At 61.4% G+C, this 25615-nt stretch carries 23 protein-coding genes; 14 read left to right on the top strand and 9 right to left on the bottom strand.

Annotated features, from left to right (window positions below; all coding sequences use genetic code 11):
- Positions 1–83 precede the first annotated feature (83 nt).
- Positions 84–2471, top strand: a complete 2388-nt coding sequence (locus J9314_RS11495) for a variant leucine-rich repeat-containing protein (protein WP_210602538.1) — start codon at positions 84–86, stop codon at positions 2469–2471.
- Between the two features lie 567 nt (positions 2472–3038).
- Here the strand turns inward: J9314_RS11495 and J9314_RS11490 are convergent.
- The 5 genes from J9314_RS11490 to J9314_RS11470 form a co-directional block, all read right to left on the bottom strand.
- Positions 3039–3365, bottom strand: coding sequence for a hypothetical protein (locus tag J9314_RS11490; protein WP_210602537.1), 327 nt, complete (start codon positions 3363–3365; stop codon positions 3039–3041).
- Positions 3366–3405: 40 nt separating this feature from the next.
- On the bottom strand, positions 3406–4290 hold the full coding sequence (locus J9314_RS11485) for a hypothetical protein (RefSeq protein WP_210602536.1): 885 nt from the start codon (positions 4288–4290) through the stop codon (positions 3406–3408).
- A 351-nt stretch (positions 4291–4641) separates the two neighbouring features.
- The gene (locus J9314_RS11480) at positions 4642–6369 is read right to left on the bottom strand and encodes a DUF2075 domain-containing protein (protein ID WP_210602535.1); all 1728 of its coding nucleotides are present in this window, start codon (positions 6367–6369) and stop codon (positions 4642–4644) included.
- Complete coding sequence (locus tag J9314_RS11475; RefSeq protein WP_210602534.1) at positions 6356–6673, bottom strand: nucleotide pyrophosphohydrolase; 318 nt, start codon at positions 6671–6673, stop codon at positions 6356–6358. The genes J9314_RS11480 and J9314_RS11475 overlap by 14 nt, the downstream gene beginning before the upstream one ends.
- Positions 6674–6851: 178 nt before the next feature.
- Positions 6852–7829, bottom strand: coding sequence for a quinone oxidoreductase family protein (locus J9314_RS11470; RefSeq protein WP_210602533.1), 978 nt, complete (start codon positions 7827–7829; stop codon positions 6852–6854).
- A gap of 44 nt (positions 7830–7873) precedes the next feature.
- On the opposite strand from J9314_RS11470, the gene argC reads away from it, so the two are divergent.
- The 8 genes from argC (at position 7874) to J9314_RS11430 (ending at position 15948) form a co-directional block, all read left to right on the top strand.
- Entirely contained in the window at positions 7874–8983 is a 1110-nt protein-coding gene (gene argC / locus J9314_RS11465; protein WP_246490350.1) for an N-acetyl-gamma-glutamyl-phosphate reductase, read from the top strand.
- Complete coding sequence (gene argJ, locus J9314_RS11460; RefSeq protein WP_210602531.1) at positions 8980–10158, top strand: bifunctional glutamate N-acetyltransferase/amino-acid acetyltransferase ArgJ; 1179 nt, start codon at positions 8980–8982, stop codon at positions 10156–10158. Before argC ends, argJ begins: the two co-directional genes overlap by 4 nt.
- Positions 10155–11132: an acetylglutamate kinase gene (gene argB, locus J9314_RS11455; RefSeq protein WP_246490349.1), complete on the top strand. Its 978-nt coding sequence runs from the start codon at positions 10155–10157 to the stop codon at positions 11130–11132. The genes argJ and argB overlap by 4 nt, the downstream gene beginning before the upstream one ends.
- Complete coding sequence (locus tag J9314_RS11450; protein WP_210602530.1) at positions 11125–12432, top strand: acetylornithine transaminase; 1308 nt, start codon at positions 11125–11127, stop codon at positions 12430–12432. The genes argB and J9314_RS11450 overlap by 8 nt, the downstream gene beginning before the upstream one ends.
- A gap of 112 nt (positions 12433–12544) precedes the next feature.
- Positions 12545–13468, top strand: a complete 924-nt coding sequence (gene argF, locus J9314_RS11445; RefSeq protein ID WP_210602529.1) for an ornithine carbamoyltransferase — start codon at positions 12545–12547, stop codon at positions 13466–13468.
- A complete protein-coding gene (locus J9314_RS11440; RefSeq protein ID WP_210602528.1) occupies positions 13465–13998 on the top strand; it encodes an arginine repressor in 534 nt (177 codons plus the stop codon). Before argF ends, J9314_RS11440 begins: the two co-directional genes overlap by 4 nt.
- A 181-nt stretch (positions 13999–14179) precedes the next feature.
- The gene (argH, locus tag J9314_RS11435) at positions 14180–15601 is read left to right on the top strand and encodes an argininosuccinate lyase (protein ID WP_210602527.1); all 1422 of its coding nucleotides are present in this window, start codon (positions 14180–14182) and stop codon (positions 15599–15601) included.
- 110 nt (positions 15602–15711) lie between these two features.
- Entirely contained in the window at positions 15712–15948 is a 237-nt protein-coding gene (locus J9314_RS11430; protein ID WP_210602526.1) for a hypothetical protein, read from the top strand.
- Positions 15949–15999: 51 nt separating this feature from the next.
- On the opposite strand, the gene J9314_RS11425 is transcribed toward J9314_RS11430, so the two are convergent.
- Positions 16000–16959 carry a LysR family transcriptional regulator gene (locus J9314_RS11425; protein WP_210602525.1) on the bottom strand — a complete coding sequence of 320 codons (960 nt, stop codon included), beginning with the start codon at positions 16957–16959 and terminating at the stop codon, positions 16000–16002.
- A gap of 103 nt (positions 16960–17062) precedes the next feature.
- Here J9314_RS11425 and J9314_RS11420 point away from each other — a divergent pair, with 103 nt between their 5' ends.
- The 3 genes from J9314_RS11420 (at position 17063) to J9314_RS11410 (ending at position 20418) form a co-directional block, all read left to right on the top strand.
- Positions 17063–18097 (top strand): MBL fold metallo-hydrolase, encoded by a 1035-nt coding sequence (locus J9314_RS11420; RefSeq protein ID WP_210602524.1) that lies wholly within the window; start codon positions 17063–17065, stop codon positions 18095–18097.
- A gap of 7 nt (positions 18098–18104) precedes the next feature.
- Positions 18105–19481: an MFS transporter gene (locus J9314_RS11415; protein WP_210602523.1), complete on the top strand. Its 1377-nt coding sequence runs from the start codon at positions 18105–18107 to the stop codon at positions 19479–19481.
- A gap of 703 nt (positions 19482–20184) precedes the next feature.
- Entirely contained in the window at positions 20185–20418 is a 234-nt protein-coding gene (locus J9314_RS11410; RefSeq protein ID WP_210602522.1) for a hypothetical protein, read from the top strand.
- 14 nt (positions 20419–20432) lie between these two features.
- Here J9314_RS11410 and J9314_RS11405 read toward each other — a convergent pair whose 3' ends face one another.
- Together J9314_RS11405 and J9314_RS11400 are read right to left on the bottom strand one after the other, a co-directional pair.
- Positions 20433–21167, bottom strand: coding sequence for an RES family NAD+ phosphorylase (locus J9314_RS11405; RefSeq protein WP_210602521.1), 735 nt, complete (start codon positions 21165–21167; stop codon positions 20433–20435).
- A complete protein-coding gene (locus J9314_RS11400; RefSeq protein ID WP_210602520.1) occupies positions 21164–21772 on the bottom strand; it encodes a hypothetical protein in 609 nt (202 codons plus the stop codon). The genes J9314_RS11405 and J9314_RS11400 overlap by 4 nt, the downstream gene beginning before the upstream one ends.
- Positions 21773–22216: 444 nt before the next feature.
- Between J9314_RS11400 and tyrS the strand changes: the two genes are divergently transcribed.
- Together tyrS and J9314_RS11390 are read left to right on the top strand one after the other, a co-directional pair.
- Positions 22217–23503 carry a tyrosine--tRNA ligase gene (gene tyrS / locus J9314_RS11395; RefSeq protein ID WP_210602519.1) on the top strand — a complete coding sequence of 429 codons (1287 nt, stop codon included), beginning with the start codon at positions 22217–22219 and terminating at the stop codon, positions 23501–23503.
- Between the two features lie 357 nt (positions 23504–23860).
- Positions 23861–24262 carry a YccF domain-containing protein gene (locus J9314_RS11390; RefSeq protein ID WP_166972473.1) on the top strand — a complete coding sequence of 134 codons (402 nt, stop codon included), beginning with the start codon at positions 23861–23863 and terminating at the stop codon, positions 24260–24262.
- Positions 24263–24271: 9 nt separating this feature from the next.
- Here J9314_RS11390 and J9314_RS11385 read toward each other — a convergent pair whose 3' ends face one another.
- Positions 24272–25114 (bottom strand): formate/nitrite transporter family protein, encoded by an 843-nt coding sequence (locus J9314_RS11385; protein ID WP_210602518.1) that lies wholly within the window; start codon positions 25112–25114, stop codon positions 24272–24274.
- Positions 25115–25615: the final 501 nt, after the last annotated feature.

The raw sequence follows: 25615 nt of genomic DNA, 5'->3' as shown, positions 1-25615 counted from the left end.
TCGTACCCAGAGCGCTTTCCGGTTGATGAAGAAGTGCGACAAAGCCGGAATTCCCACCTATTCCCACTGATAACATCTGTTGTATGGGAAAGAGCCTCGGTCCTGGACAGGACCCCGATCTCGACGTTGTTCGCTCAGCTGATGCCTCCGCTTCCGATCTGCAGAGGATCGCGGGGACCAGATCGGACCTGCTCCCCGACATCGCCGCTCATCCGAACGCCTATCCGGATCTGCTCGACTGGCTGGCCGCGCACCCTGATCCGGCTATCCAGGAAGCGCTCTCTCGCCGAGGCTGGACCTCAGGCTGGCAGCAAGACACTGCGCAGTATTCAGCCCACCAGCATGGACCTGCTGCACCCGCCGGGTCCTCGCCCTCCCCGCAGAATCGGAAGAACAACAAGCGGACATGGATGCTGGGCATTGGAGCAGCACTCGTCCTCGTCCTCGCGGTGACCGGAGGATTCTTCGGCGCTCGTTTCCTCTCCGGCTCCAACTACGACAAAGCACCCAGCCAGAAGGCGGCCGTCGACCTCGCCGACGTCGGACGTAACGCCCAGCTGACTCAACTCCAGGCCGGCGACGATGCCGATGACGCCCAGCAGCTTGTTCGCGTTGTCGGTCCCCGACAGTCGGTGATCATGGCTCTCCACGAAAAGACACTGCAGCCGACCTGGATGGCACCGGTCCCGCACGATGACGTGACGGAACCAGATCCGGCCGGCGTCGTCGACGAGGACTCCGAGGCTGCCGCGGACGATTCCGGAGACGACGATTCAAAGAACTCCGGTCCAAAGCTTGACGGCACACCCGTCGACTGCAAGTGGTCGGCTGACTCCGTGGTCTGCGGCGATCGCACGATCAGGTTGAAAGACGGCGAAGTCAACCTCAAACCAGGCGATGACTCGAATAGCTCGAAGTCGGACGGATCAACCGCGGATACGGACAATGAAGACCCCAACGCCACTGAGGTGAAGGACCCAGACACGGAGGCCGTACCGGTCACCGTCAATGACGACGGCAAACTCAGCTCGCCGTCCGGCAATTCCTACCCCGACGTGAACGTCGACCCCGACGCGACCGTACGAATGGTCGGCGCTGGTGAAGACGGGCCCTGGGTGGTCTCGGACGGCAAGACGGTGATCGCAGTCGACGGTGACTCCGTGCTTTGGAAGTCGGAACTCGGCGAGAGGGCGGCGACGGCGACCGGCCTCGGCGAGCCACGGCTGCGACCGAACTGGACGATCGAGGACGATGTGCTCGTCATCGCAGACGATGCAGGTGTCCACGGTGTGGCCGTCGACTCGGGCCAGGAGCTATGGCGCGTCGATGCTGAACTCGACAGCTTCACCGTCTCCGGCACGCATCTCATGATCATGTCCGACAGCGTTCTCGAGGTCTTCGACTTCACCGATTCCAGCGACGTCGACACCGTCAAAGCCGATCCCGGCTACAACCTCGGCGACGGTGGCGCGATCGCGAAGTTCCCGGGCGCGGACGCGTTCAAGAATGCGAAGCTGTCAACGCCACCGGGATGCGTGGAGTTCGGCCTCGCCTACGAGGACTACTACCTTGGTGACGGCCCGCTGGAACCGAAGCCCGAGCACGAGGTGGAATTCTCCGATGGTAAGGCCAGCGCTGACGACGGACACTATTCCGGTATTGCCATGGAGGAGTTCAGGACGACTCGGATGGGCACGAAGGCCGTGACTGCCGTCGAATTCAGCTGCAACGGTGGGGGCACCTACATCTACCCATCGATCGGGCTCTACGATGAGGACCTCAAGTTGCTCGACTCGATCGAGCTCTGGGATGACGTCGAAGATCGTGGCAACTCGGCAGACATTTCCGGATACGCTCCCAAGCCCTACTTCAACTCGGTCAGCCCGATGGGGCAGTACCTGGAGCTCAACGTCGGCGGAATCGGCGTCTACGGTGACGACGGATGCACTGCGTGCGAGAAGTCCGCGAATGCTGATGCCCTCTACCGCTGGGACGGGAAATCCTTCGCCCATCAGGACACCGTCTACCACGTGCCCTCCGGTGACGTTCGTACGCCGGTCATGGCCGAGGTGCAGAAATTCGCCGAGGCGGTCGCCACCGGCAACGACACCGAGGCGAGCAAATCGGCGACACCCGAAATGATGTCATCGCTCGATGACGTTCTCGGTGACGGTCAGACCTCGAACCCGCCGACGGTCCGTTCCGAGCAGTTCCCCAAGGGCGTGAAAGTCGACACGTGCGAGCTCATCCAGCCCTATGAGGATGGTGGCTACGGAGGCGAGTACTACTTCGGCAACGGCAAGACCATGCAATATCTGTCCGCCCGGGACGAGATCCGGGCCGGAGACACGGTCTGCGGCGTCACGACTCCGGATACGGGCAGCGGCGACGAGTACTACATGTACCTGCTCCTCAGGGGCACCCCGGACGGCAGTGTCAAAGTCTACGAGGCGGGCCGGCAATACGGTTGAGGCGCCAGCGACTCGGAATCCTCATCGTTTGGTTCTCCTCGCTGTGGCGGAGCAACAGATCATGGCCTGAGTTGCCTCATACTACCCCTGCCCAAAACCTAGCTCCACCGAAACGTCGCGCGCTCTTGCCAACATTGCGGACACGCACACCTACGCCGAATGTTGTCGTTTGGTGTACGGAAGCGGCTTTCTCGGTAGTACCTGTGTGAAGATCCGGTGTGCAATCTCGCTAGCGTAGGAAAGCGCTATTCGGTAGCAACCGTGGAACGCTCTGCTGTGTAACCTCGCGACATCGTGGAAACTGAAACTCACCACTTCGGGGACAACCGGTCTCAGAGCCTTGTATGTTTCGTTCCACGTCCGCTACAGAATACCGCTCCCCTCCAATCCCCTCCAAGAGAATGGCCGAACACATCGGCGAATGTTCCTGAGAAGTCACAGGACGTGGTGTCTCGCTTCTTATCACATTCTTGTTAGCGAGGTGTTGAGACAGTAAGGAGCAGTAAATTCGGTCTCACACAACCTTGTTGCGAACGTGCTACCGAAAGGCGCTTCCGCGAGCGGGTCCTAACGGCTACCTACACCCAACTCTTTTGAAGAGTCCGGCGCCCATCTTAAATAATAGGCGAAAAACGGGTCGGCGATATAAAGTGTAGAATATTCATTATCGTATTCAAGCACCGGCTCTCCAGCAATCTTTTCTCGAGCGATCTTGGTCATTTGATCCAAGATGTTGGTGATCTCGTGACGCTGAGGAAGATCAGATTCCAAAACCTTCCTCAGAGCCCCGCGCAAATCCTCGTATTGCATTGAGGTCATAGGTCCGGTGTTGGCAATTGCGGCCAACACTGCCCCATAAATATCTGTCTTGATGCCATTTTTTAACACACGCACGTTGCGGTCGTTTCGTTGCCGTGGACCTTGCTTCAGGAGGTCAAATGCAGTTTTTGAAGAGGCTCCGGCTCGTGCCCGAAAAAAATTCCCCCCATTCGATATCATGCTCCTGAGCGGCTTCTTTTTGCGCGAGGCGCCCGAGTGCCAAACAATGAGTCTGCATCAAGTGCGGACTACCGAAGCTTTCCGTAGCGAGACGAGAGCTGGTCTTATCGGAAAAATCCATTGAAAGTGCGGAGAATCCCTTAAGCGCGATTGCTTCGAGATCCTCATCAACCCAGTTTCCGAGCGAAATATTGTCTAATCTGCCAGTCATCTCCTTTTCCACCCGGACGGCGTCAAACGCACGGTGTGGAACGGACACTAATATTACAGGCAGTCCTTCAAATACCAAATCTTTGACGCCTCGAATAATTTTAACCTGCTCTTCCGATGCCAGGTAGTGAAAATCATCAACTATTAGGGTCAGTTTGCTCTCTCGTAGAGCTTCTCTGGCGGCAGACTTATTGGACCGCTTCCGTCCTCGTGAGGCTGTCCGCTGCGAACTATCCACATTTGAAATGTCGCCACCCGTTCGTGCTACACCAGCATTGATGCTTGCGTTCCCGCTTGCGCTATATTCGTTTCCGACGTTGGCGCTGAGGCCGTGATCCGTAAACACTTCTAACTGGTCGCAAATGAATTCCCAAAGTTCCTCTGCTGTATCGATAGCACCACCCGACAGCCATAAAGCCTCCGGAAAGAACCGTTTAAGCAAGACTGTCTTGCCAGTTTTGGTGGGGCCCGACACGGATAGAAGCGAAGTGTGTGGTCCCTCTGCCCACTCTTCGACCCGCTCTTCAATTCCGAGATGTTCTCGCTTAACGTATGTAGTTCTGGGCATTCCTCCCGGAATGAAGACCTCGTTGATGTTTAGTGTATTCATATCCTGGCATACCTCTATTCTTTGTAGTTGATTCGGTAGTGTCGAGTGGGCGGCTGATGAGTAAATTTACTTCGTGCTAGGTCTAGGGGACGGGTTGGTCGAGAGTAGTTTACACCTGAAGTGGAGTTGCTCTGAGAAATGAGTCCGAACTTGGGCGTTTTGTGTAGGCTTGTGGTGACTTCAGAGGTTCTGACAGGCTTGTTTCACTGAGGGTTGGCGCTCTGGTCGGGATTTCTAAACTGACTATACCGTTAATGCTTGTTTTGATTGTATTTATCGGTGTTTGTGATCGTTCTGATTCTGTGGTGTGGTTGCCTTGTTTGTCCGATCTCGGAATATTGGTGAGCGGTGTCAATGCATGTGAAAGTAGTTTTGTAGGTATTTTTGCATATAGGGATCGGCGGAGAACAGGTAGGTCCCTCGAATTGCTCGTGTTAGCAGCACGTTATATATGTTTTTCACGTAGCTAAGCAGGTCCTCGTCGGTATATTTGATTCCCAGCTTGGGGTTGTTCTCACGGCCCTTCTTGTCGTGATAGTTGGCACGATCAAAGACGAGCTTGCCTGCTTGCGGGTTGTAGCGGAGATCGTTTCCGATGATGACGCCGACATAGTTGAGGTCGTAGCCCTGAACGGTGTGGATCGAACCGACCTCCTCGGCTGATTTTGGTGAGTTGATCCAATCCGTCGTGGTCGTGTTCCACCGCATCTGCTGGCCGTCGAGCTCGATATCGTAGGCGCTCTTGTCGTTCTTGCTGTTCCATGGCCACGCATAGCCAGCTACCAATCTAGACAGTCCGTACTCTTCTTCGCGTTTCTGAAGTTGCCGCCTCATTTCGCCAAGGTCAGTGAACATTCGTAGGTCGTAGTCGCCGAAGTCTTTGCGCTCCGTTGGAGGATTGTCACTGAGCACTTCGCGAATGTAGCCGACGTAGTCATTGTCGGTTGAGACCCGCATTTGTGTTTGAAGGGGGTAGAGCCGACCTGCTGCTCTAGCTCTTGAGACTAGCTCTCGAGTCTTGGTTGCTGGCAGGTCCGCAGGCCTAACGGTTTGACCGGCATCGAGCATGAGGATCGAGTGCGAACTCTGCTTTCGAATCCAATCCAATTGCGTCTTCTGAGGGTCGTCCCAACCAAACAGTCTTTCGTTGATCTGAATGAACTTCTTGTTGAGCGGTCCCGACGCCTGGTTCGCTCGCTGGTTGAGTCTATGGGCCTCGTCGACGACGAGGAGATCGAAACGCTCTGAGCTCTCGCCTACCTGGAACGGCGTCAGCACCATGTCCTTGCTGAGTCCGGGCGTCAGCTTGAATACCTTGGCGATTGAGTCCCGCAGCGATTGCTGAGGGACCACGATTGCGAACTTGAGAGAATTGAGTAGCTCGGCATGCTCAGATGTGAAGTAGTCGCTGAAAATGGAGTCGATGTCGAGCGGCTCTTTTGAATCGCGGCGCCTGATGTCTTCCAGCAGCTTGAGCAGGTAGATCGCAACGACCGTTTTGCCCGTTCCTGGATTGCCCCTCACAACGACGGTGTTATCAACACCGCTCTCTAGATCGTCAAAGAAGCCCTTGAGAATGTCATCGACAGCGACGGCCTGATCGTGGTTAAGGGCTTTGAACGGGGAGAGCTTGAACAGATCACTGTTGATGATCTGCGGAATCGTGCGTTTGAAGAGGTTCTCTTGAGTCCGGAGCTCTTCGAAGATCTGGTGGAACGTCTTGTTGTACTTGTCGCGGTCGTAGTACTCGGCGTCGGTGATGCCAGCATTGAGGTTGAGGACTTGGCGGCTGCCGTCACCATGGAACATGCGGATGAGGAACGACTCCAGATCCAAGCACGCTGATTTATTAAACGTGTCATCGAGGACTACTCTGACCGACTTCAGTTTCTGTTTAGCATCAGATTTCAAATGCTGTCGCATCCGTCCCTCGACGTTGAGGGACTCACCGATGTACACCTCTTCGTGATTATTCATCACATAGACAACGGGCCAGTTTCGATGTCGTGGGTGAGCGGCTCCCCACGCTTCGACCCGTTCTGATTCGAACGGAAGCCGTTCGATCTTAAAGCTGGTCATATTTCACACTCCGCCCACGCGCCTTGTCCACGGGATACTTCTCGCGCGTCTTCTCAAGTTTGTCCAAGACGATGGTGTCGGGGTCCAGACCCAGTTTGTCCGCGAGCAACATGCAATAGGTCAGCACATCTGCTAGCTCGTCCTTTGCAGATTCGAGGTCAGCATCTCCCCATTGGAAACACTCGAGCAGTTCTGCCGCTTCGATGGAGACGCTCTTCGCGAGATTCTCGGGTGTGTGGAACTGCTGCCAATCGCGCGCTGCCATGAACTGACGGATTGTGTCGCGAACAGAATCTTCGTACATGACTTCAAGGTATCAGCGTCGTAATGAGATGTGGCAGTACGTCGTATAACGCAACGATTCAAACGTTGAATGAGTGAAGGGCTGAAGCCGTACTTCCTGAGGTCAGCATCCCGACAAATTGAGCCCGGAGTTCCTGAACTCAGGTAGGAACTCCAGGCTCAAATCAGTGGCGAACGGTTCAGTCCGTCAGTAGCACCACCTTGCCGGTCGTCTCCCGACCCTCAAGCGCCCGGTGAGCATCCGCTGCGTCCGCCAGGGCGAACGTCGCGCCGACGCGGAAGTTGAGCCAGCCGTGTTCGACCCCGTTGAAGAGCATCGCCGAACGCTTCGCCAGCTCCTCCGAGCTGCGAACGAACCAGGCCAGCGACGGACGGGACAGGAAGATTCCTCCCGACGAGTTCAGACGCTGAATGTCGAACGGCGGCACCTGGCCCGAGGCTCCGCCGAAGAGCACCATCGAACCCAGCGGCTTGATTGAGGCCAATGACGCATCGAACGTGTCCTTACCGACTCCGTCATACGCGACATCGACACCCTCACCGTCGGTGAGCTCCTTGACCTTCGCCGTAATGTCCACGCCCTCGCCATAGAGGAACACGTCGTCGGCACCGGCCTTGCGGGTCAGCTCCGCCTTCTCCTCGGTGCTTACCGTTGAAATGACATTGCCGCCCAAGTGCTTGATGATCTGCGTGAGCAGGAGCCCGACACCACCAGCCCCGGCATGGACGAGTGCCGTCTGTCCCGGCTTGATCTCATGCGAACTCGTCGCCAGGTACTGCGCCGTCAGGCCCTGCAGCGGCATCGCCGCAGCCACCTCGGCGCTCACACCCTCCGGCACCCGTAGCAGGAAATCCGTATTCACAACGACCTGCGTCGCATACGACCCCGGCGCCTCATGCCAGGCGACACGGTCGCCGACCTGCCAGGACTCGACGCCCTCGCCCACCTCGGCGATCCGACCCGTACCCTCAACGCCGACGATATGCGGGTACTCCATCGGATACACGCCCGAACGACGATACGTATCGATGAAGTTCACACCCGCCGCCTCGACATCGACGAGCACCTCACCGGCACCCGGCTTCGGGGTCGGAACCTCACCGAACTCGAGCACCTCGGGTCCACCAGCCTGCATCGCACGCACTGCCTGGGTCATCACGCCTCCTGCATATAAATTAATTGCCTGGTATGGTTATACATATGAACGATCTTACGGTTGCCGTCTCCGGTGCCACCGGATACGCCGGGGGAGAGGTCCTCCGGCTGCTGAGCACTCACCCTCACTTGAACGTCACGACGGTGTGCGGACATTCCACTGCTGGCGAGAAGCTCGGCCGACATCAACCCCATCTTGCCCGATATTCCGATTTCGTGGTCCAAGAGTCCACCGCCGAGGTGCTTGCCGGCCACGATGTCGTCGTCCTCGCGCTCCCACACGGACAGTCCGGACAGATCGCCGCCGAGCTCGAATCCACGAGCCCCGACACCCTCATCGTCGACCTCGCCGCCGACCACCGCCTCATCAGCGCCGCCGCCTGGGAGAAGTTCTACGGCTCCGACCACCAGGGCACCTGGACCTACGGACTGCCCGAACTCCTCACCGCCAACGGCACGAAGCAGCGCGTGACCTTGAAGACCACGAAGCGCATCGCCGTGCCCGGCTGCAACGTCACCGCCGTGACGCTCGGTCTCGCACCGCTCATCCAGGCCGGACTTGCCGCACCGACCGGACTCAACGCCGTCCTCGCCAATGGCGTCTCCGGTGCCGGTAAGGCTCTCAAGCCGCATCTCACCGCCGCGGAGATCCTCGGAAATGCGTCGCCGTACGGCACCGGTGGTACCCACCGGCACGTGCCCGAGATCGAACAGAACCTCAACGGAGTCCTCGGCGCCGACGCTGCCGACGGCCCCACCCGGATCTCTTTTACCCCGACGCTCGTTCCCATGGCCCGCGGCATCCTCGCGACCATCACCGCCGACGCCGGAGAAGCCGGACCGCGGACCGCCGAAGGCCTCCTCGACGCAGCCGCGCTCAAGGACCAACTGGCCGCAGCCTTCGCTCAGACCTATGGTGATGAACCATTCGTCCGTGTCCTGCCCGAAGGACAGTGGCCGCAGACCGCGGCGACGACCGGGTCGAACGTCGCGCAGATCCAGTTCACCGTCGACGAACGCGCCTCGACAATCCTCGTCGTCGTGGCCTTGGACAACCTCGTCCGCGGCACCGCCGGGCAGGCCCTCCAATCCATCCACCTGGCACTCGGCCTCGACGAGGCCACCGCACTTCCCCTCGAAGGAGTCGCCCCATGAGCGTGACCGCACCACTCGGCTTCAGTGCTGCAGGACTGACGGCCGGCCTCAAACCCTCCGGCACCAAAGACCTCTCGCTCGTCGTCAACACCGGGCCCTCGGACGCCGTCGCCGCCGTCTACACGTCGAACCGGTGCAAGGCCAACCCCGTCCTCTGGTCCCAGAAGGCGTCGGCCAATGGTCAAGCGCGGGCCGTCGTCCTCAACTCCGGGGGAGCGAACTGCTACACCGGCGACTTCGGGTACGAGACGACGACCCTGACCGCGCAGACCGCCGCTCAGCTGCTCACCGAGACCGGCACCGACACGAAACCCGAGGACATTCTCGTCTGCTCGACCGGACTCATCGGCGTCGGCGGCCAGGACTTCCGCGACGCGATCGTGGACAACCTCGCCCCGCTCGTCGCCGCGGCCGACACCAGCGTCGAAGCCGGCCAAGCCGCCGCAGAGGCGATCATGACCACCGACACCGTCGCGAAGACCGCCACCCGCGAAGGCTCTTCCGGGTTCACGATCGGCGGCATGGCCAAGGGCGCAGGCATGCTCGCCCCCGGCCTTGCGACCATGCTCGTCGTCATCACCACCGACGCCGCCGTCGACCAAACCGTGCTCGATGCGGCCCTCCGGTCAGCGACGAACCAGTCCTTCGACCGCCTCGACACCGACGGATGCATGTCGACGAACGACACCGTCATCCTCATGTCCTCAGGCGCTCACGACGCCACGGTCGACACCGATGAGTTCACGGGCCTGGTCAAGGAGGTCTGCCTCGACCTCATGCACCAACTGCACGTGGACGCCGAAGGCGCCCACCACGACATCGCCATCACCACCCAAGGTGCCGCAAGCGTTGACGACGCCGTCACGGTGTCACGCTCCGTGTCACGGTCGGCCCTGTTCAAGGCCGCGATCTTCGGGGAGGACCCGAACTGGGGTCGCGTCGTCGCTCAGGTGGGAACCACCTCGGCGGAATTCGATCCCACTCAGATCGACGTGATCATCAACGGCGTCGAAGTCTGCCGCGCCTCCGGGCCGTTCGAAGACCCCGAGAAGGTCGAGTTCCGACGACAGGTCGACGTCGTCATCGACCTCCACGCAGGCGATCACACCGCCACGGTCTGGACCTCGGACCTCACCCACGATTACGTCGAAGAGAACAGCGCCTACTCCACATGAACAGCCCCGTAGACATGTCCACGAAATCCACCGCCGCCCGGCTCGCCGCCGCCCAGGTCAAGGCCGAAGCGCTCACCGAAGCCCTGCCCTGGATCAAGACCTTCGCCGGCGCCACCATCGTCATCAAATACGGCGGCAACGCGATGATCTCCCCGGAACTCCAGCAGTCCTTCGCCGACGACATCGCCTTCCTCCGCTTCGCCGGCATCCGCCCCGTCGTCGTCCACGGCGGTGGCCCGCAGATCTCCGCCATGCTGAAACGCCTCGGCATCGAATCCGAGTTCAAGGCCGGGCAGCGCGTGACCACCGAAGAGGCCGCCGAGGTCATCCGCATGGTCCTGTCCGGCCAGGTCAACCGCGACATCGTCTCCCGCATCAACCAGAACGGTGACGCCGCGATCGGCCTGTCCGGTGAGGACGCCGACCTCATGCTCGCGCACAAGACCACCGCCGAGGTGGACGGGCAGACCGTGGACCTCGGCCGGGTGGGCGAGATCGCCCAGGTGAATACGACCGTACTCACCGAACTCCTCGACGCCGGACGGGTGCCCGTCATCTGCTCGATCGCCTCGGAGATCGGGGGCGAAGCGGGAAAGCCGCTGAACATCAATGCCGACCTGGCCGCCTCGGCGGTGGCGAAAGCCCTGAAGGCGGACAAACTCATCATGCTCACCGATGTGCCCGGCCTCTACGCGAACTGGCCGGACACGTCCTCGCTCATCTCCCGCATCGGCCCGGCCAAGCTGCGCGAACTCCTGCCCTCACTTGATGCGGGCATGATCCCGAAGATGACCGCCGCCCTCGAGGCCATCGAGGACGGAGTGCAGCAGGCCCACATCATCGACGGCCGGATGGCGCATTCGCTGCTGCTCGAGGTCTTCACCTCGGAGGGCATCGGCACCATGGTCGAGGACACCATCGTCGAACCCGCGCCGCTGGGCGACGGACACACCACGGAGGTCAATCATGACTGACACGACAGAGACACAGGGGAAGGACGCGGCCGGATCGGCTGCGGACGGACAGTCTGCTGACAATCGGTCTCAGGCCGATCAGGTGTACGCGGATCAGGCGCAGACGTGGCGTGATGACTTCTCCCGCGTGCTCTCCCCGGTGTTCGGGTCCCCGCAGCTCGACCTCGTCCGCGGTGAAGGCTCCTATGTGTGGGATGCCGCGGGCAAGCAGTACCTCGACCTGCTCGCCGGCATCGCCGTCAACGCGCTCGGCCACTGCCACCCCACCTGGGTCCAGGCCATCACCGAGCAGGCCTCGACACTCGGCCACATCTCGAACTTCTTCACCTCACCGGCGCAGATCGGCCTGGCCGAGAAACTCCACGACGTCCTCGACCTGCCCGCCGGGTCGGCCGTGTTCTTCTCGAACTCCGGCACCGAAGCCAACGAGGCGGCCTTCAAGATGGCCCGCCGCGCCGCCGGCGGGGGACGGCCCTTCATCATCGCCATCGAGGGTGCCTTCCACGGCCGCACCATGGGAGCCCTCGCCCTGACGGCGAAGGAAGCCTACCGCGAACCCTTCGCCCCCGGAGTCCCCGGAGTCGTCCACGTTCCCTACGGTGACGTCGATGCCCTCGAGGCCGCCATCAACGAGAACACAGCCGCCGTGTTCATCGAACCCGTACAGGGAGAGGTCGGTGTGCGCACGCACCCGGCAGGCTACCTCACGGCGGTGCGGGAACTGACGACGAAGGTCGGGGCGCTCATGATCCTCGACGAGGTGCAGTCGGGCATCGGACGCACCGGCTCCTGGTTCGCTCATCAGGATCCCGAGATCGGCGAAGGCGTCGTCCCCGACATCATCACCTCGGCGAAGGGACTCGGCGGCGGCATGCCCATCGGCGCGACCATCACCGTCGGCGATGCGAACACCAAGCTGCTCGAAGCCGGCCAGCACGGCACGACCTTCGGCGGCAACCCGATCGCCTGCGCCGCCGGACTCGCCGTCCTCGAGACCATTGAATCCGAGAACCTGCTGACCCATGTGGCCGAAGTCAGCGACTGGCTCAAGACCCAGCTGGCCGCGGTCGACGGCATCGGCGAGATCACCGGCAAGGGACTGCTGCTCGGCCTCGAGCTCGTTGCCGGTGCTGACGGGCAGGTGCCGGACTCGAAGGCCGTGGCCGCCCGGGCCCTCGATGCCGGGTTCATCATCAACCCCGTTGCCCCCGGCCGCCTGCGCCTGGCCCCGCCGCTGACCATCACCACCGAGGAACTCGCCCCGTTCGTCGAGGCCCTGCCCGGGCTCATCGCGGGCTGAGCCGCTGACCCAGCGGGCGCAGGGGCTCAACGGGCGCAGCAAATCAGCGTTCGCAGGGATCGCGGGGCCACCTCGGCGCCGGCACCACTCACTTAACACCGAAGGACACGTTATGACACGCCACTTCCTCAAGGACACGGACCTCACCCCGGCCGAGCAGGCGCAGGTCCTCGACCTCGCCGTCGAACTCAAGGCCGCCCCGTACTCGCGGACCCCGCTGGCCGGCCCCCAGACCGCCGCGGTCATCTTCGACAAGACCTCGACCCGGACACGCGTGTCCTTCGCTGCCGGCATCGCCGCGCTCGGGGGACAGCCGCTCATCATCAACCCCGGTGAGGCGCAGCTCGGGCACAAGGAATCCATCGCCGACACCGCCCGCGTGATGTCGCGGATGGTCTCGGCGATCATCTGGCGCACCTACGCCCAGGCCGGGCTCGAAGAGATGGCCGAATACTCCTCCGTACCCGTCGTCAACTCCCTGTCCGATGACTTCCACCCCTGCCAGATCCTCGCCGACCTGCTCACCATCCGCGAACACCGCGGCGACGTGGCCGGGCAGACCATGACCTATTACGGGGACGGGGCGAACAACATGGCGAACTCGTACGCCCTCGGCGGAGTGACCGCCGGCATGCACGTGCGCATCGCCGCCCCGGCCGACTATCAGCCCGCCGAGGCGATCGTCTCCGAAGCGAACGCCCTGGCCCAGACGACCGGTGGATCGCTGACCGTCACCGACGACCCCGTGGCCGCCGCGCACGGTGCCGACGTGCTCGTCACCGACACCTGGGTGTCGATGGGCCAGGATGCCGCCGGTCGTGACGACGAGGCGTCCCCGTTCACGAAGTACCAGGTCAGCCAGGAACTCATGGAACTCGGCAACGACCCGATCTTCCTCCACTGCCTGCCCGCCTACCGCGGCAAAGAGGTCACGGCCGAGGTCATCGACGGCCCCGCCTCGGTGGTCTTCATTGAGGCCGAGAACCGTCTGCACGCGCAGAAGGCGCTGCTGACCTTCCTCCTGGAGAACCGATGAGCGAGAACATGAGCGGCGGGGCGAATTCGGCGCCGCTGACGAAGACCGCCCGCCAGCAGAAGATCATCGACCTCATCACCCGTCAGTCCGTGAGGTCCCAGATCGAACTCGCCGAGGCGCTCGCCACCGACGGCATCACCGTCACCCAGGCGACCCTGTCGCGCGACCTCGCCGAGGTGGGGGCCGTGAAGATCCGCTCGACCGCAGGATCCGTGTACGCCGTTCCCGGTGAGGGCGGGGATCGGTCCCTGCAGCAGTCGACGGGGGAGTCCCTCGACGCGAAGCTGCCGCGGATCCTCGAAGAACTCCTCGTCTCCGCGGTCGCGCAGGACAATATGGTCGTGCTGCGCACCCCGCCGGGGGCCGCACAGTACCTGGCCTCGGCGATCGACCGCTCCTCGATGACCGGGATATTCGGCACCTTGGCCGGTGATGACACGGTGCTTGTCATCGCCGACTCCTCCGTCGGGGGAGACACCGTGGCCGCGACCTTCCTCGAGTACGCGGCCGGCGGGCTGGCCGAGGGCTGAGCGCGACCTTCGCGGTGAACGCGGGGTGGGCGCCACCTCGGCGATGGGTGATCGGGGATCGCCACCTCGGCGATGGTCGCGCTGACTGCCGGCGGGCCAGACCTGGAACAATGACTAACGAACTTCAACATGATGATGACCGGACCGGCGCGGGAGCGCGTCGGTTGAGAAAGGACGAGCTGTGAGCGAACGACTGAGCCTGTGGGGCGGACGATTCTCCGACGGTCCGGCCGATGCCCTGGCCGCGCTGAGCAAGTCCACGGACTTCGACTGGCGCCTGGCGAAGTACGACATCGCCGGCTCCAAGGCCCACGCGAAGGTTCTCCATCATGCGGGCCTGCTCAGTGAGGACGAACTTGCCGGCATGACCTCGTCGCTTGATGAGCTGCTGCGCCGCGTTGAGACCGGTGAGTACGTGGCCGCGGAATCCGATGAGGACGTGCACTCCTCGCTCGAGCGTGGGCTCATCGAGATCGCCGGACCCGAACTCGGCGGCAAACTGCGGGCCGGACGCTCACGCAACGACCAGATCGCGACGATGGGACGCATGTACCTGCGCGATCACGCCCGTGAGGTCGCCGGCCTCGTCCTCGACACCGTCGAGGTGCTCATCGCGCAAGCCGAGGCCCACCCCGAGGCGCCGATGCCCGGACGCACCCACCTCCAGCACGCCCAGCCGGTGCTGCTGGCCCATCATCTGCTTGCCCACGCGTGGCCGCTGCTGCGTGACGTCGACCGGTTCGTCGACTTCGACTCGCGGGCAGGAGTGTCCGCCTATGGTTCGGGTGCTCTGGCCGGATCGTCGCTCGGGCTCGACCCGCAGGCAGTGGCCGCGGATCTCGGGTTCAACGAGTCGGTGGAGAACTCGATCGACGGAACGGCGTCGCGTGACGTCTTCGCCGAGTACCAGTTCATCACGACGATGATCGGCATCAACCTCTCCCGTCTGTCCGAGGAGGTCATTGCGTGGGCGACGAAGGAGTTCTCGTTCGTCACTCTCCACGACTCGTACTCGACCGGGTCGTCGATCATGCCGCAGAAGAAGAACCCGGACATCGCCGAGCTCACGCGCGGCAAGTCCGGTCGTCTCATCGGTGACCTCACGGGTCTGCTGTCGACGCTCAAGGCGCTGCCGCTGGCGTACAACCGGGATCTGCAGGAGGACAAGGAGCCGGTCTTCGATGCCACGGATACGCTCGAGCTGCTGCTGCCGGCGTTCACCGGGATGATCGCGACGCTGAAGTTCAATACCGAGCGGATGGCCTATCTGGCGCCGCGTGGGTTCGCTCTGGCTACGGACATCGCTGAGTGGCTGGTGCGTGAGGGTGTGCCGTTCCGTGTCGCCCATGAGCTCTCGGGCGCATGCGTGCAGCTGGCCGAATCGCGTGACGTCGAACTGTGGGACCTGTCCGACGAGGACTTCGCCGGAATTTCCGAACATCTGACACCGGCCGTGCGCGAGGTGCTCACGACGCTCGGGTCGATCGATTCGCGCAACGCCAAGGGCGGCACGGCTCGGACGGCCGTCGAGGCACAGATCGCCAACGCCAAGGCCGAGGTCGCGCGCCTGCGTGAGTTCGCAGGGTCGGCTCGGAGCGTGTGAAGGCTGAGAAACCAGACAGAGATTTTAGTTCGGTGCCCGGGCGAGCGGAGAGAATCCGCTTGTCCGGGCTTCGGCTTTGCACATCAACAACCTCATTAGGAGGTCGAGACATGCGAAGAAGAACAATCCTGCTCATCGGCGGCGCCGTGACCGTCCTCCTCGGGGCAGGTCTCTATGGCCTCGGACTGCTCTTGGACACCGGCTCGGACCCGGGCGACGCCAACATCGGAGCCGGAATTGCCATGTTGTTCGGAGAGTTCGTCGGAGCTCTCGGACTAGCTGTTCTCGTGGCCTGGGTGATCGCGGCGCTCGTTGCCCGAATGAGGCAGCGAAACATTGACCGCTAGTGAGATCGGGCAGGCACTGGCGGTAGGCAGAAATTCAGTGCCTCTCCAACATCAGGATCGTGACGGCCTTGATGATTGGCTTTGGCGCTTCCACCAGTGTGGATCGGTCTCAGCAGCAGTCCTCCGGAGGATTTCCAGAGCCGTAGCCAGCTTCTTCGAAAGTCGTGCTCCGGTCATCGTCACTCCAACAATCGTGTTGGCAAACTCCGGGTTTGTCACCGGCAGATACCGAACCGGCATGCCCTGGAAAGTCAATGTGTCAGGATGAGGCACTGCATTGGCCAAGGAAAAACCGAGTCCCAAGCCCACCATCGACCTGATTGTCTCCGCATTCGGAATGAGCCAACGAACAGAAGGCTCATAACCGATTCCGCGGATCTGGCTGATTAAGAGGTCCGCGGTTGGCGGAGAATCAAGCAGAATGAGCGGATCGTCGATGAGTTCGGCGATATCAACGCCGCCCTTGTCCGCCGCAGGATGATCAGCAGACACGATGGCGTGCAATTGCACCTCAGCGAGGTCGTGCCTGGTGATTCCCTCGATCTGAATCTGTTTGCGGTACATGACAGCAACATCGACCTCACCGTTGAGAACCATCCGTTGAATGGTCATCGGATGGGCCTCGACAAAGCTGATGTCCACTTGCGGGTGGTGCTTGACGAACTGAGAAGCTGTAGCTGGAAGCATCCGTGGCCCCGCCGTCGGTATGCAACCGATGCGCAATGGTCCTTGCAGGGCAGACGACTCGTCGTTCAGAGATTCCACTGCGTCTGTGACACCTGAGAGAATTTCTCTGGCACGTACGCCGAATTCCCTGCCGGCGCTCGTTGGTCGAGCGCGTCGAGCCGGACCGCGTGCAATGAGCGTGACTCTGAGCTGCTTTTCGAGTTGGGCGAGAGCCGCAGAGACCGTCGCCTGTGACACACGGCAGTCCTTCGCCGCGTTGCTCACCGAACCGCGATCGAGAACAGCGAGGAAATACTCGAGCTGGCGAAGCGTGATGTCAGTCATAGTCAGAGTCTATATTGAAGCCAGTAATAATTTGCTTTTCTTTTTGACGACGACGGGAAAGACTGAGGAGGTCAAAGACGCAACAACGTGAAAGTGCCGGGTAATGAACGATTCGAAGATGAAAGTAGTCACTCTAGGAACCGCAGGTGGCCCGCGATGGTGGAAGGGCGATTCCAAGGATCGGGCAGGTATCTCAACGGCGGTCCTCGTTGAAGATCGCTTTTATCTCGTTGACGCCGGTCACGGTGTTGGACGCCGCATCCGTCAGGCTGGCCTCGAACTCGGTGGCCTGGGCGGCATCTTCATCACTCACCTGCATTCGGATCACACCATCGACCTACCGTCACTTGTGGTGTTCGGCATGCATGAGCTCCAGCAAAGAGTCGACAACCCGGTTCCTCTCCTCGGACCCGGCCCTCGTGGCACGCTCCCTCCAGTCTCCCCGCGAGCAGTCGTCCCGCCTCGACCTGTGGCACCGGCGAACCCCACGCCCGGTATCGGCGACATGTTCACAAGTATCGTTGGGGCGTTCGCCACAGACCTCAACGACCGCGTGCTCGACTCGCTGCGTCCGTCACCTGAAGTCCTCTTCGATCCCCGCGACATCGAGATCCCAGAGGGCATCGGTTATCATCCGAACACTGCTCCGACCCCGGATATGGAGCCTTTCGTCATCTTCCAGGATGATCTTGTCGCCGTGACTGCGATCCTCGTTGAGCATCCGCCAGTGGCACCCGCGTTCGCTTTCAGGTTCGAGAGCGAGCACGGATCGGTGACCATTTCGGGCGACACCTGCGAGACCGCCAACCTCGCCAAGCTGGCGCAGGGAACTGATCTGCTTCTTCATGAAGCGATCGACTTCGACTGGGTTGATCAGATGTATGCGCACCGTGACGACGATGAAGGCAGTGCCTCCCGCGACCACCATTACAAGTCACATACCTCGGTCAGTGGTGCCATTCGTATGGCCACCGCGGCACAGGCTCGTGTGCTGGCGCTGCACCACCTTGTTCCCGGGTCGGCCGATGAAACCGTCTGGCACAAGGGGCACACCGGATTCGACGGAACATTCCTGGTGCCAGAGGACCTCGACACCATCAACATCACCACGGCCGCACAAGCCGCAATGAGGAGCTGAAGCAACTATGAATGACAACAAAGACGTTGTTGACAAGGATGGTCTCCAAACCTCCCTGAAGACGCCGGAGATGCGACGAATCCTCACTTCGAGCTTCGTCGGTTCGGCTATCGAGTTCTACGATTTCATCCTGTACGCAACTGCGTCCTCGATTGTGTTCGCGAATCTGTTCTTCGCAGGACTCGGGGCGGGACTGTCGCTGTTCGCCTCCTTCAGCACCTTGGCCGCCGGCTATCTGGCTAGGCCGCTGGGCGGTGTGATCTTCGGTCACTTCGGCGACAAGGTGGGGCGCAAGAAAGCATTGATCGTTTCCATGGTGATGATGGGAGCCGTCACCGTGATCATCGGCCTCATGCCGCCGACTGCGTCAATTGGGATGATCGCACCCGCATCCCTCTTTACCCTTCGGATAATCCAAGGCATCGCCGTCGGTGGAGAATGGGGCGGTGCTGCCCTCATGGCACTCGAGCACGCGCCGAAGGCCCGGCGCGGACTGGCTGCGGCGTTCGCCAATGCCGGTGGTCCGGCGGGAGCGATCCTGGCGACGCTCATTCTGTCACTGACTGCGACGCTGACTGGGGACAACTTTGTGACTTGGGGCTGGCGTCTGCCGTTCCTGCTTTCGGCCGTACTCATCGTCGTCGGCCTTGTGATTCGTCTCAAGGTCAGCGAAACACCTGCCTTCCAGCAGCTCGAAGAGGAGAGCGAGGAGAGGAAAGTCCCGCTACTTACAGTGTTTAAGAACTACAAGCGCCAAGTGCTCATCGCTCTCTTCGCAACGATGACTATCTATGTCACTCAGGGCCTGACGACCGTCTGGGGCGTATCGGTCGCAGTCGCAGCAGGTGAGGACAAATCCGATGTCCTCAACTGGAAAGCCGTCGGAGCGTTGACGACGCTGATCGTCACCTTCATCGTCGCCCGTCTCAGCGACAGGATCGGGCGCAAACGTTCTCTCATCGGTGCCCATGTGGTGGCCGCAGCCCTCGCGGTTCCGATCGTGCTGCTCATCGTCAGCGGAGAACTCAACCAGTACGCCGTTGCAATCATTCTCGGCAATGGAATCGTCCAGGGCCTGTGCTATGGACCTATTGCGGCCTATGTCTCTGAGCTCTTCCCACCTGCCGTGCGATACACCGGCGCATCGGTCGGCTATCAGCTTGCCGCTGCGCTCGGAGCGGGACTGTCACCGATGATCGCGTCCGCCCTAATCTTGATCCCGGGCGTCGGCCCCTACCTCATCGGAGGGGTCTGGGCACTCTTCGCTGTAGTCGGGGCGATTGCCGTCATGGCGAGCCGTCCCTTTTCAGAAAGTGACCCGAATCCTGGGGCGTCGGTCGTAGAACCCGACATCGAGACACTGGCTCAGGTTCACGGAAAATAGAATCGTCATTTTGAACCGGCCGATAGACGAGTGATCTGAGCGTTGAGGAATCTCTGCTCGGGAACGTTCGTGCACAGTCTGCTGGCGGTCCGGTATGCGGCCAGCGCCTCGGCGGAATCTCCGAGCGCTTCCAATTATCGGCGCCCGGACGGCGTGCAGTCGGTGGCTGCGGCTTCGACTGCGGCCTCGGCTATGGATGACTCATCAGGACGGAAGCGCGCGAACACCCGTCGTTCACGCTCGAGGCGGCTACCGTCCTGACGTTTGGCATCGATGAGCCGACGCGACGCGACCCGCAGCAACCGACCTCGGGGCTTGTCCGGCACTTCTGCCGACGGCCAATGTAGGGAGTCTTCGAGCAGCGCCTCCTGAACGGCGTCTCGCGGCGCCACACATTCTCACTGGACGTCATCGTCATTCATTCGCCGTAGTCACCGAAGACCGGTCGCAGCTCCAAGGGCGGCACCGCTCGTTCGGCTGTCGATACGCAGATCGCCAACGCCAAGGCCGAGGTCGAACGCCTGCGCGAGTTCGCAGGGTCCGCGCGGAGGGGGTGAAGGCTGATCGCACTGGAACTCCGCCTCAGAGGTAAGATTCCTTGTGATAATCTGCGAACCGGTGTCCCGTGTGTAGCTGAGCTTCTCCTCAGCTGCTCTCGTGGCACCGGTTCTGCACATCGACGGTCTTTCGGGGAGGTCCCGGCATGCGAAAGTTCCTGCTCACCAGTGGCATTGCGCTGATCGTCGTCGGTGGGGCGATGTTCGCAATGGGACTCTATGACAACAGCAAGCCGACCGGAGGCGGCGCCAATATCGGGGCAGGTATCCTGGCGGTCCTCGGCGAGAGCCTGGGCATCATCGGCGTCTGTGCTGTTGTCGCTTCTGGCATCACCACGTTGGTCGTCTGTTTGAGGAAGCGTGCTTCTGCGCACCGGTGAGTCGGTGAACGGACTCAGCTGAGAGGCGAGACCACAGTGACGCCGAGGTCCTCAAGCAGTTCGTCCAAGACGATGCGTCCGGCTCCTTCGCCGATCGCTCCGACCGCTGTCAGCGACTGGGTGAGAGCCAGACCATCGCGGCCTTTGGCCAATCGGTCGGCGAACAGGACGAGAGCTTCGGTGTCGGGATGATGGCTGATCTCAGTCTGGCGAGAGTGCCAGACGATTCCTGCAAGATTCTGCGTGGACGCATGAATGGCCTTGGCCACGGTGCGCGTGCACGGATAGTGCTCCTGCGCTGAGGACGCGATGGCGGGACGGGGGATATTCAGCTGCGTCAACGCTGAATTTCGCAGGTCAGCTACTTGCAGCGTCTCGGTTGGCTTCAGGCCGACGTGAAGTTGCCCATAGAATCGCGCCTCGGAGACCTCGCGCACGACCCAAGCGCCGATGTCGCGAAGCACCGTCTCCAATAGGGTTGCGTGAGGAGTCTTCGCCAAGTAGACAGTTGGAACTCGGATGTCAGTTCCTGCCTCGTTGAAGGGCGAGAACCTTGCATCGCCGTAGACGGGGTTGGCCTCGGTATGGCCGAACCGTGAGCTGTAGACCCGATGCCATGTGCTGCCTTCGCTGATTGTGCACGTCGGCAATTGCCCTGAGCGCGCGAGTTCAGTCAGGACGTCGGTGGCGACGGGGCAGTGGCCTGGTGCTGGGCACTCGAGATCTTCGGGTGCGAAGCCAAGTCTCATGCGCCGACAGGAAAAGCGAGGTCGGCAACCTGACGCTCGACGGCACGAATGACTCGTTTCCGATCCGTGACGATCGCGTCGGCTGGGATCTCCCCGCTGAGCAGTCCGGTAGGACTGGTCAACCACGACCACAAGGACCACGGTTCCATGCCTGCAGCCAGGAGCGGTTGGACAAGCTGCTCGCTGACCAGTTCGTTGAGCTGCCCGTCCGCGGAGAGCTGGACGTTGGGGATGAGCGTCTTCCCTTTGACCTCAACGGTGAACAGCAGATTGTCTCTCCGCAGCCGATTCACCCACGAGCGTGCACCGCCTTCTCTGGTTCCGCGGAGCTCGGCAAGCGTCTTGTAGGTGGCCGCGCCTTCGTCTTCGATGAGTCGGACACGTGCGTCGGCGGTGCGAACTGCCTGCTTCTGTGTGGCCTCCGAAACCAGAGGGAGGTCGTTGACATAGGCCCGGTCCACTGTGGCGCGGAGCTCGGCTCGCGCTTGGATCCGGAGTTGGACGTGTTTGGCATGAGCTTTGATCGCGTCCTGAGCCTCAGCCTGAGTCAGCCCATAGAGATCGAGCTTGATCGTCTGCTCTGAATCATGCGCTTGAGCGGTCATTGCTGCCTCCTCGAATACATTCATTCTAACAATTGCAACATGCCACAATCTAGTGTTGCGTCGGTCATCGATCTGAAGAATTCGCCTGAGGGCGCTGACAGGCATGGCCATGTTCGAACCACTAGGCGGACACTGGGTTCACGTTTCGTGAGAACCGGTCCGAGCCCTTCGAGTTCCGTCGTCGTGCATTCGAAGACGAAGAAGATGCGCGTGCGGCGGCGACAGCACGCAGGGAATCCGGAAGAGTGAGCCACGAAGAATTAGATCGTGAGCTCGGCCTGAATCGATCACGTAAGGAAGAAGATTGAGGGCGCGCGGTGCGGACGAGGCAATCCGTCGCAGTTGCTCAGATGGCAGTCAACGGAAGGAGCCACCTCAACGACCACGTAGAATTGACCGCGTCGGCCTCGAGCCGACACACCACACAGATTCGAAAGGACCGAAGTGACCGACATCTTCAGTGAACTCAAGGCCCGTGGGCTCGTCGCGGTTTCGACCGACGAGGCCGCCCTCCAGAAAGCTCTGGAGACGGAGTCGCTGACCTATTACGTCGGTTTCGATCCCACCGCGCCGAGCCTGCACATGGGCAACCTCGTCCAGCTGCTCACCGCCGCCCGCCTCCAGCAGGCCGGGCACAACCCGCTTGCGCTCGTCGGCGGTGCCACCGGGCTCATCGGCGATCCGCGGATGTCGGGGGAGCGGACGCTCAACCCCCGTGAGGTCGTCGAGGAATGGGTCGCGAAGATCCGCGCCCAGGTCGAGAAGTTCCTCGACTTCGATGGGCCGAACGCCGCGCAGATCGTCAACAACCTCGACTGGACCTCGCAGCTCTCGGCCATCGACTTCCTCCGCGACGTTGGCAAGCACTTCCCGGTCAACCGGATGCTCGCAAAGGAATCCGTCTCCGCGCGCCTCAACAGCGAAGCCGGCATCTCCTTCACCGAGTTCTCGTACCAGATCCTCCAGGGCAACGACTACCTCGAGCTCAACCGCCGCTACGGCTGCACCCTGCAGACCGGCGGTTCCGACCAGTGGGGCAACCTCACGTCGGGCGTCGACCTCATCCGTCGCGTCGAGCAGAAGACCGTCCACGCTTTGGCCACCCCTCTGATCACCAAGGCTGACGGCACGAAGTTCGGCAAGACCGAATCCGGCACCGTGTGGCTGGATTCGTCCCTGACCAGCCCGTACGCCTTCAGTCAGTTCTGGCTCAACGCCGATGACCGTGACGTGGTGAAGTACCTCAAGGTCTTCTCACTGCGCTCGCTCGACGAGATCGAGGCGATCGAAGCCGAGTTCACCGCAGCCCCGCACACCCGCGTGGCCCAGAAGGCCCTCGCCGAGGATGTCACCACCCTCGTCCACGGGCGCAAGGCTTACGAGCAGGCGATCGCTGCGGCTTCCGCCCTCTTCGGCGGTGGTGAGCTGGCTGGTCTCGACGCCTCGACCCTGGGGGCGGCGACCGCCGAGCTTCCGCGCGGTGATGTCAGCACCGCGCAGCTATCCGACGGTCTGCCCGTCGCCGACGCCTTCGTCACCGCCGGCATCGTCAAGTCGAAGGGCGAGGCTCGCCGCGCCATCAAGGACGGCGGAGCGTACGTCAACAACGTCAAGGTTGCTGACCAGGATCAGACCATCACCCCCGCCGAGGTGCTCCCCACCGAAGCCGGGGGAGTGATCCTCCTGCGTCGGGGCAAGAAGACTCTCGGAGCCGTTGACATCATCAACTGAGCCGCCGTCACCGCAAGCCAGCGCCGTGTCCCCGATCCCGGGAACACGGCGCTGACGCATTCACCGGCGCCTGCAGTCTCGCCAAGCGTTCTGCATTTCACAAGCCATCACCTTGTCTTGCCGGAATACACGGTTTTGCATTGTGTATCGCTGTGGCGGGAATTGACCTTTGCCCGTGCCCATCGGCCGAGCCGGATTGCCTATCGCCCGAACCGGATTACCTATCGCCCGAACCGGTTGCAGCCTCGGTGGCAACTCCTCAGGAGGCGTGGGGCTTTCTTCATGGAACTCGACGCGCCGATCGACCAGACTGGTATCAGACTGACCGTCGAAAACTGACCGTCGAAAGAGGAGACTATGCGAACGCTGCTCAACATCATCTGGTTCATCTTCAGCGGACTCTGGCTCGCACTGGGCTACTGGGCCGCCGGCATCATCGCCTGTATCTTCATCGTCACCATCCCCTGGGGCATCGCATCCTTCCGCATCGGCAACTACGCGCTGTGGCCCTTCGGTCGTGAGGTCATCGAGACCAGGCCGGCAGGGGTGGCGACCACCCTGGGCAACATCATCTGGCTGATCGTCGCAGGAGTCTGGCTGGCCATCGGACACGTCGTCACGTCGATCCCGCTGTTCGTCTCCATCATCGGTATCCCGCTCGGATGGGCGAACATCAAACTCATCCCCGTCTCGCTCATGCCCCTGGGCAAACAGATCGTCGACAGCGACTCCCTCATGCCCGGCTACCGCGGAGCCTGAGCCTGCGGTCTACGAGCTCTGTTCCTCGAGCTCCTCGAGAGAGATGCGGCCTTTGCGTACGGCCCAGAGCACGCGGCGGGTGCGCACGATTCGCGGCAGAGTGATGATCAGCAGTCCACCCAGCATGTTGAACGGGATAACGATCCCGAACCACTGCAGGAAGTCGAGGACCGAGATGTCCGCGCCGGCCATCATGGCGGCGAGGATGACGATCGCATTGATAGCTCCGTGCAGCATGCTGGCTCCAATCACCAGCAGACCAGTGATCATGCAGACGATCGCCTTGACGACGTCATTCGATGTTCCCTGTTGCATCCGTGTCGCCAATGTGATCGTCGCGCCGGCAAGAAGGGAGAGAGCGAGCATGACGACGAGGGACGACTGGTTGATATAGCCCAGCGCCATATCGACGAGCGTTTGGTGGTAGTCCGGAAGGGCAAGGACGATCAGCCACGCAAACACCGCTCCACCGAGCAGGTTGGTCACGAGAGTCACCGACCAGAGCCGAAAGACCTGGGTCCAATTCGCTTGGCCCGCGATGACGGCATTGATCGGCAACAAAAACTCTTCGGTGAATAGCTCCGAATGCGCCAGCTTCAAGGCCAGTAGGCCGATGCCGAACGCCATCCCTGCAAGGATCTCCGACCCGGTCACCTGCTTGACGAGCACCATGGCCAAGATGCCGAGACCGACATCGATGCCACCGAAGAGTCCGGTGACGATGAGCTCCGGCCATTTCCGATTGAGCCGCTTGGCGCCCTCTGTGACTGTATTCGCTGCCTCGTCGATGAGCGCGTCCTCGAGATCGAGGTCGTTGCGGCCGAGTCGCTCTCGCTGCTCTTTCTGAGTCATTGGGTCAGTGTAGGGGCGCGGCACTGTGAATCGCTGGGAGTCGCCTGCATGATGAGGGCAGGACGCGGCCGCACGTGGTTGGCATCAAGCGGGTGTAGGTGCGGGACATTGGCGCACCGGCGCCGTTGCAGAAACACCCGCAGACCTGACCTTGCTAGCTCGGTGACAGGTGTCACAGTACGAATCCCGCTTTCGAGTTGCACGGTCCCGATGGAGTGGTCTAGAGTTATATCTCGTTGCCCCGCCGGAAACGAGGTTCTCAGAACAGAGTTTCCACCGGGCCTGACCAGGACAAACAGGGTTTGTCAGGTGGTTGGGACGGATGGGGTGGCCAACAGAAACTGATACCCCCAGTGAACGCGCACTGTTGTGTGTGGTGATGGGTGTGTGTTTGTGGTTTGAGAATCCAATAGCGTGTTTGTTTGAACAAGTTGTGATGCCAGAACATTTATTTTCTGGTGAGACAATCACACGATCGAGCATCTGTGTTCATCCTGTGTG

The organism is Brevibacterium oceani (assembly GCF_017948325.1).
Classification (GTDB): Bacteria; Actinomycetota; Actinomycetes; order Actinomycetales; family Brevibacteriaceae; genus Brevibacterium; species Brevibacterium oceani.
This window is presented reverse-complemented; position numbering and strand designations above follow the sequence as displayed.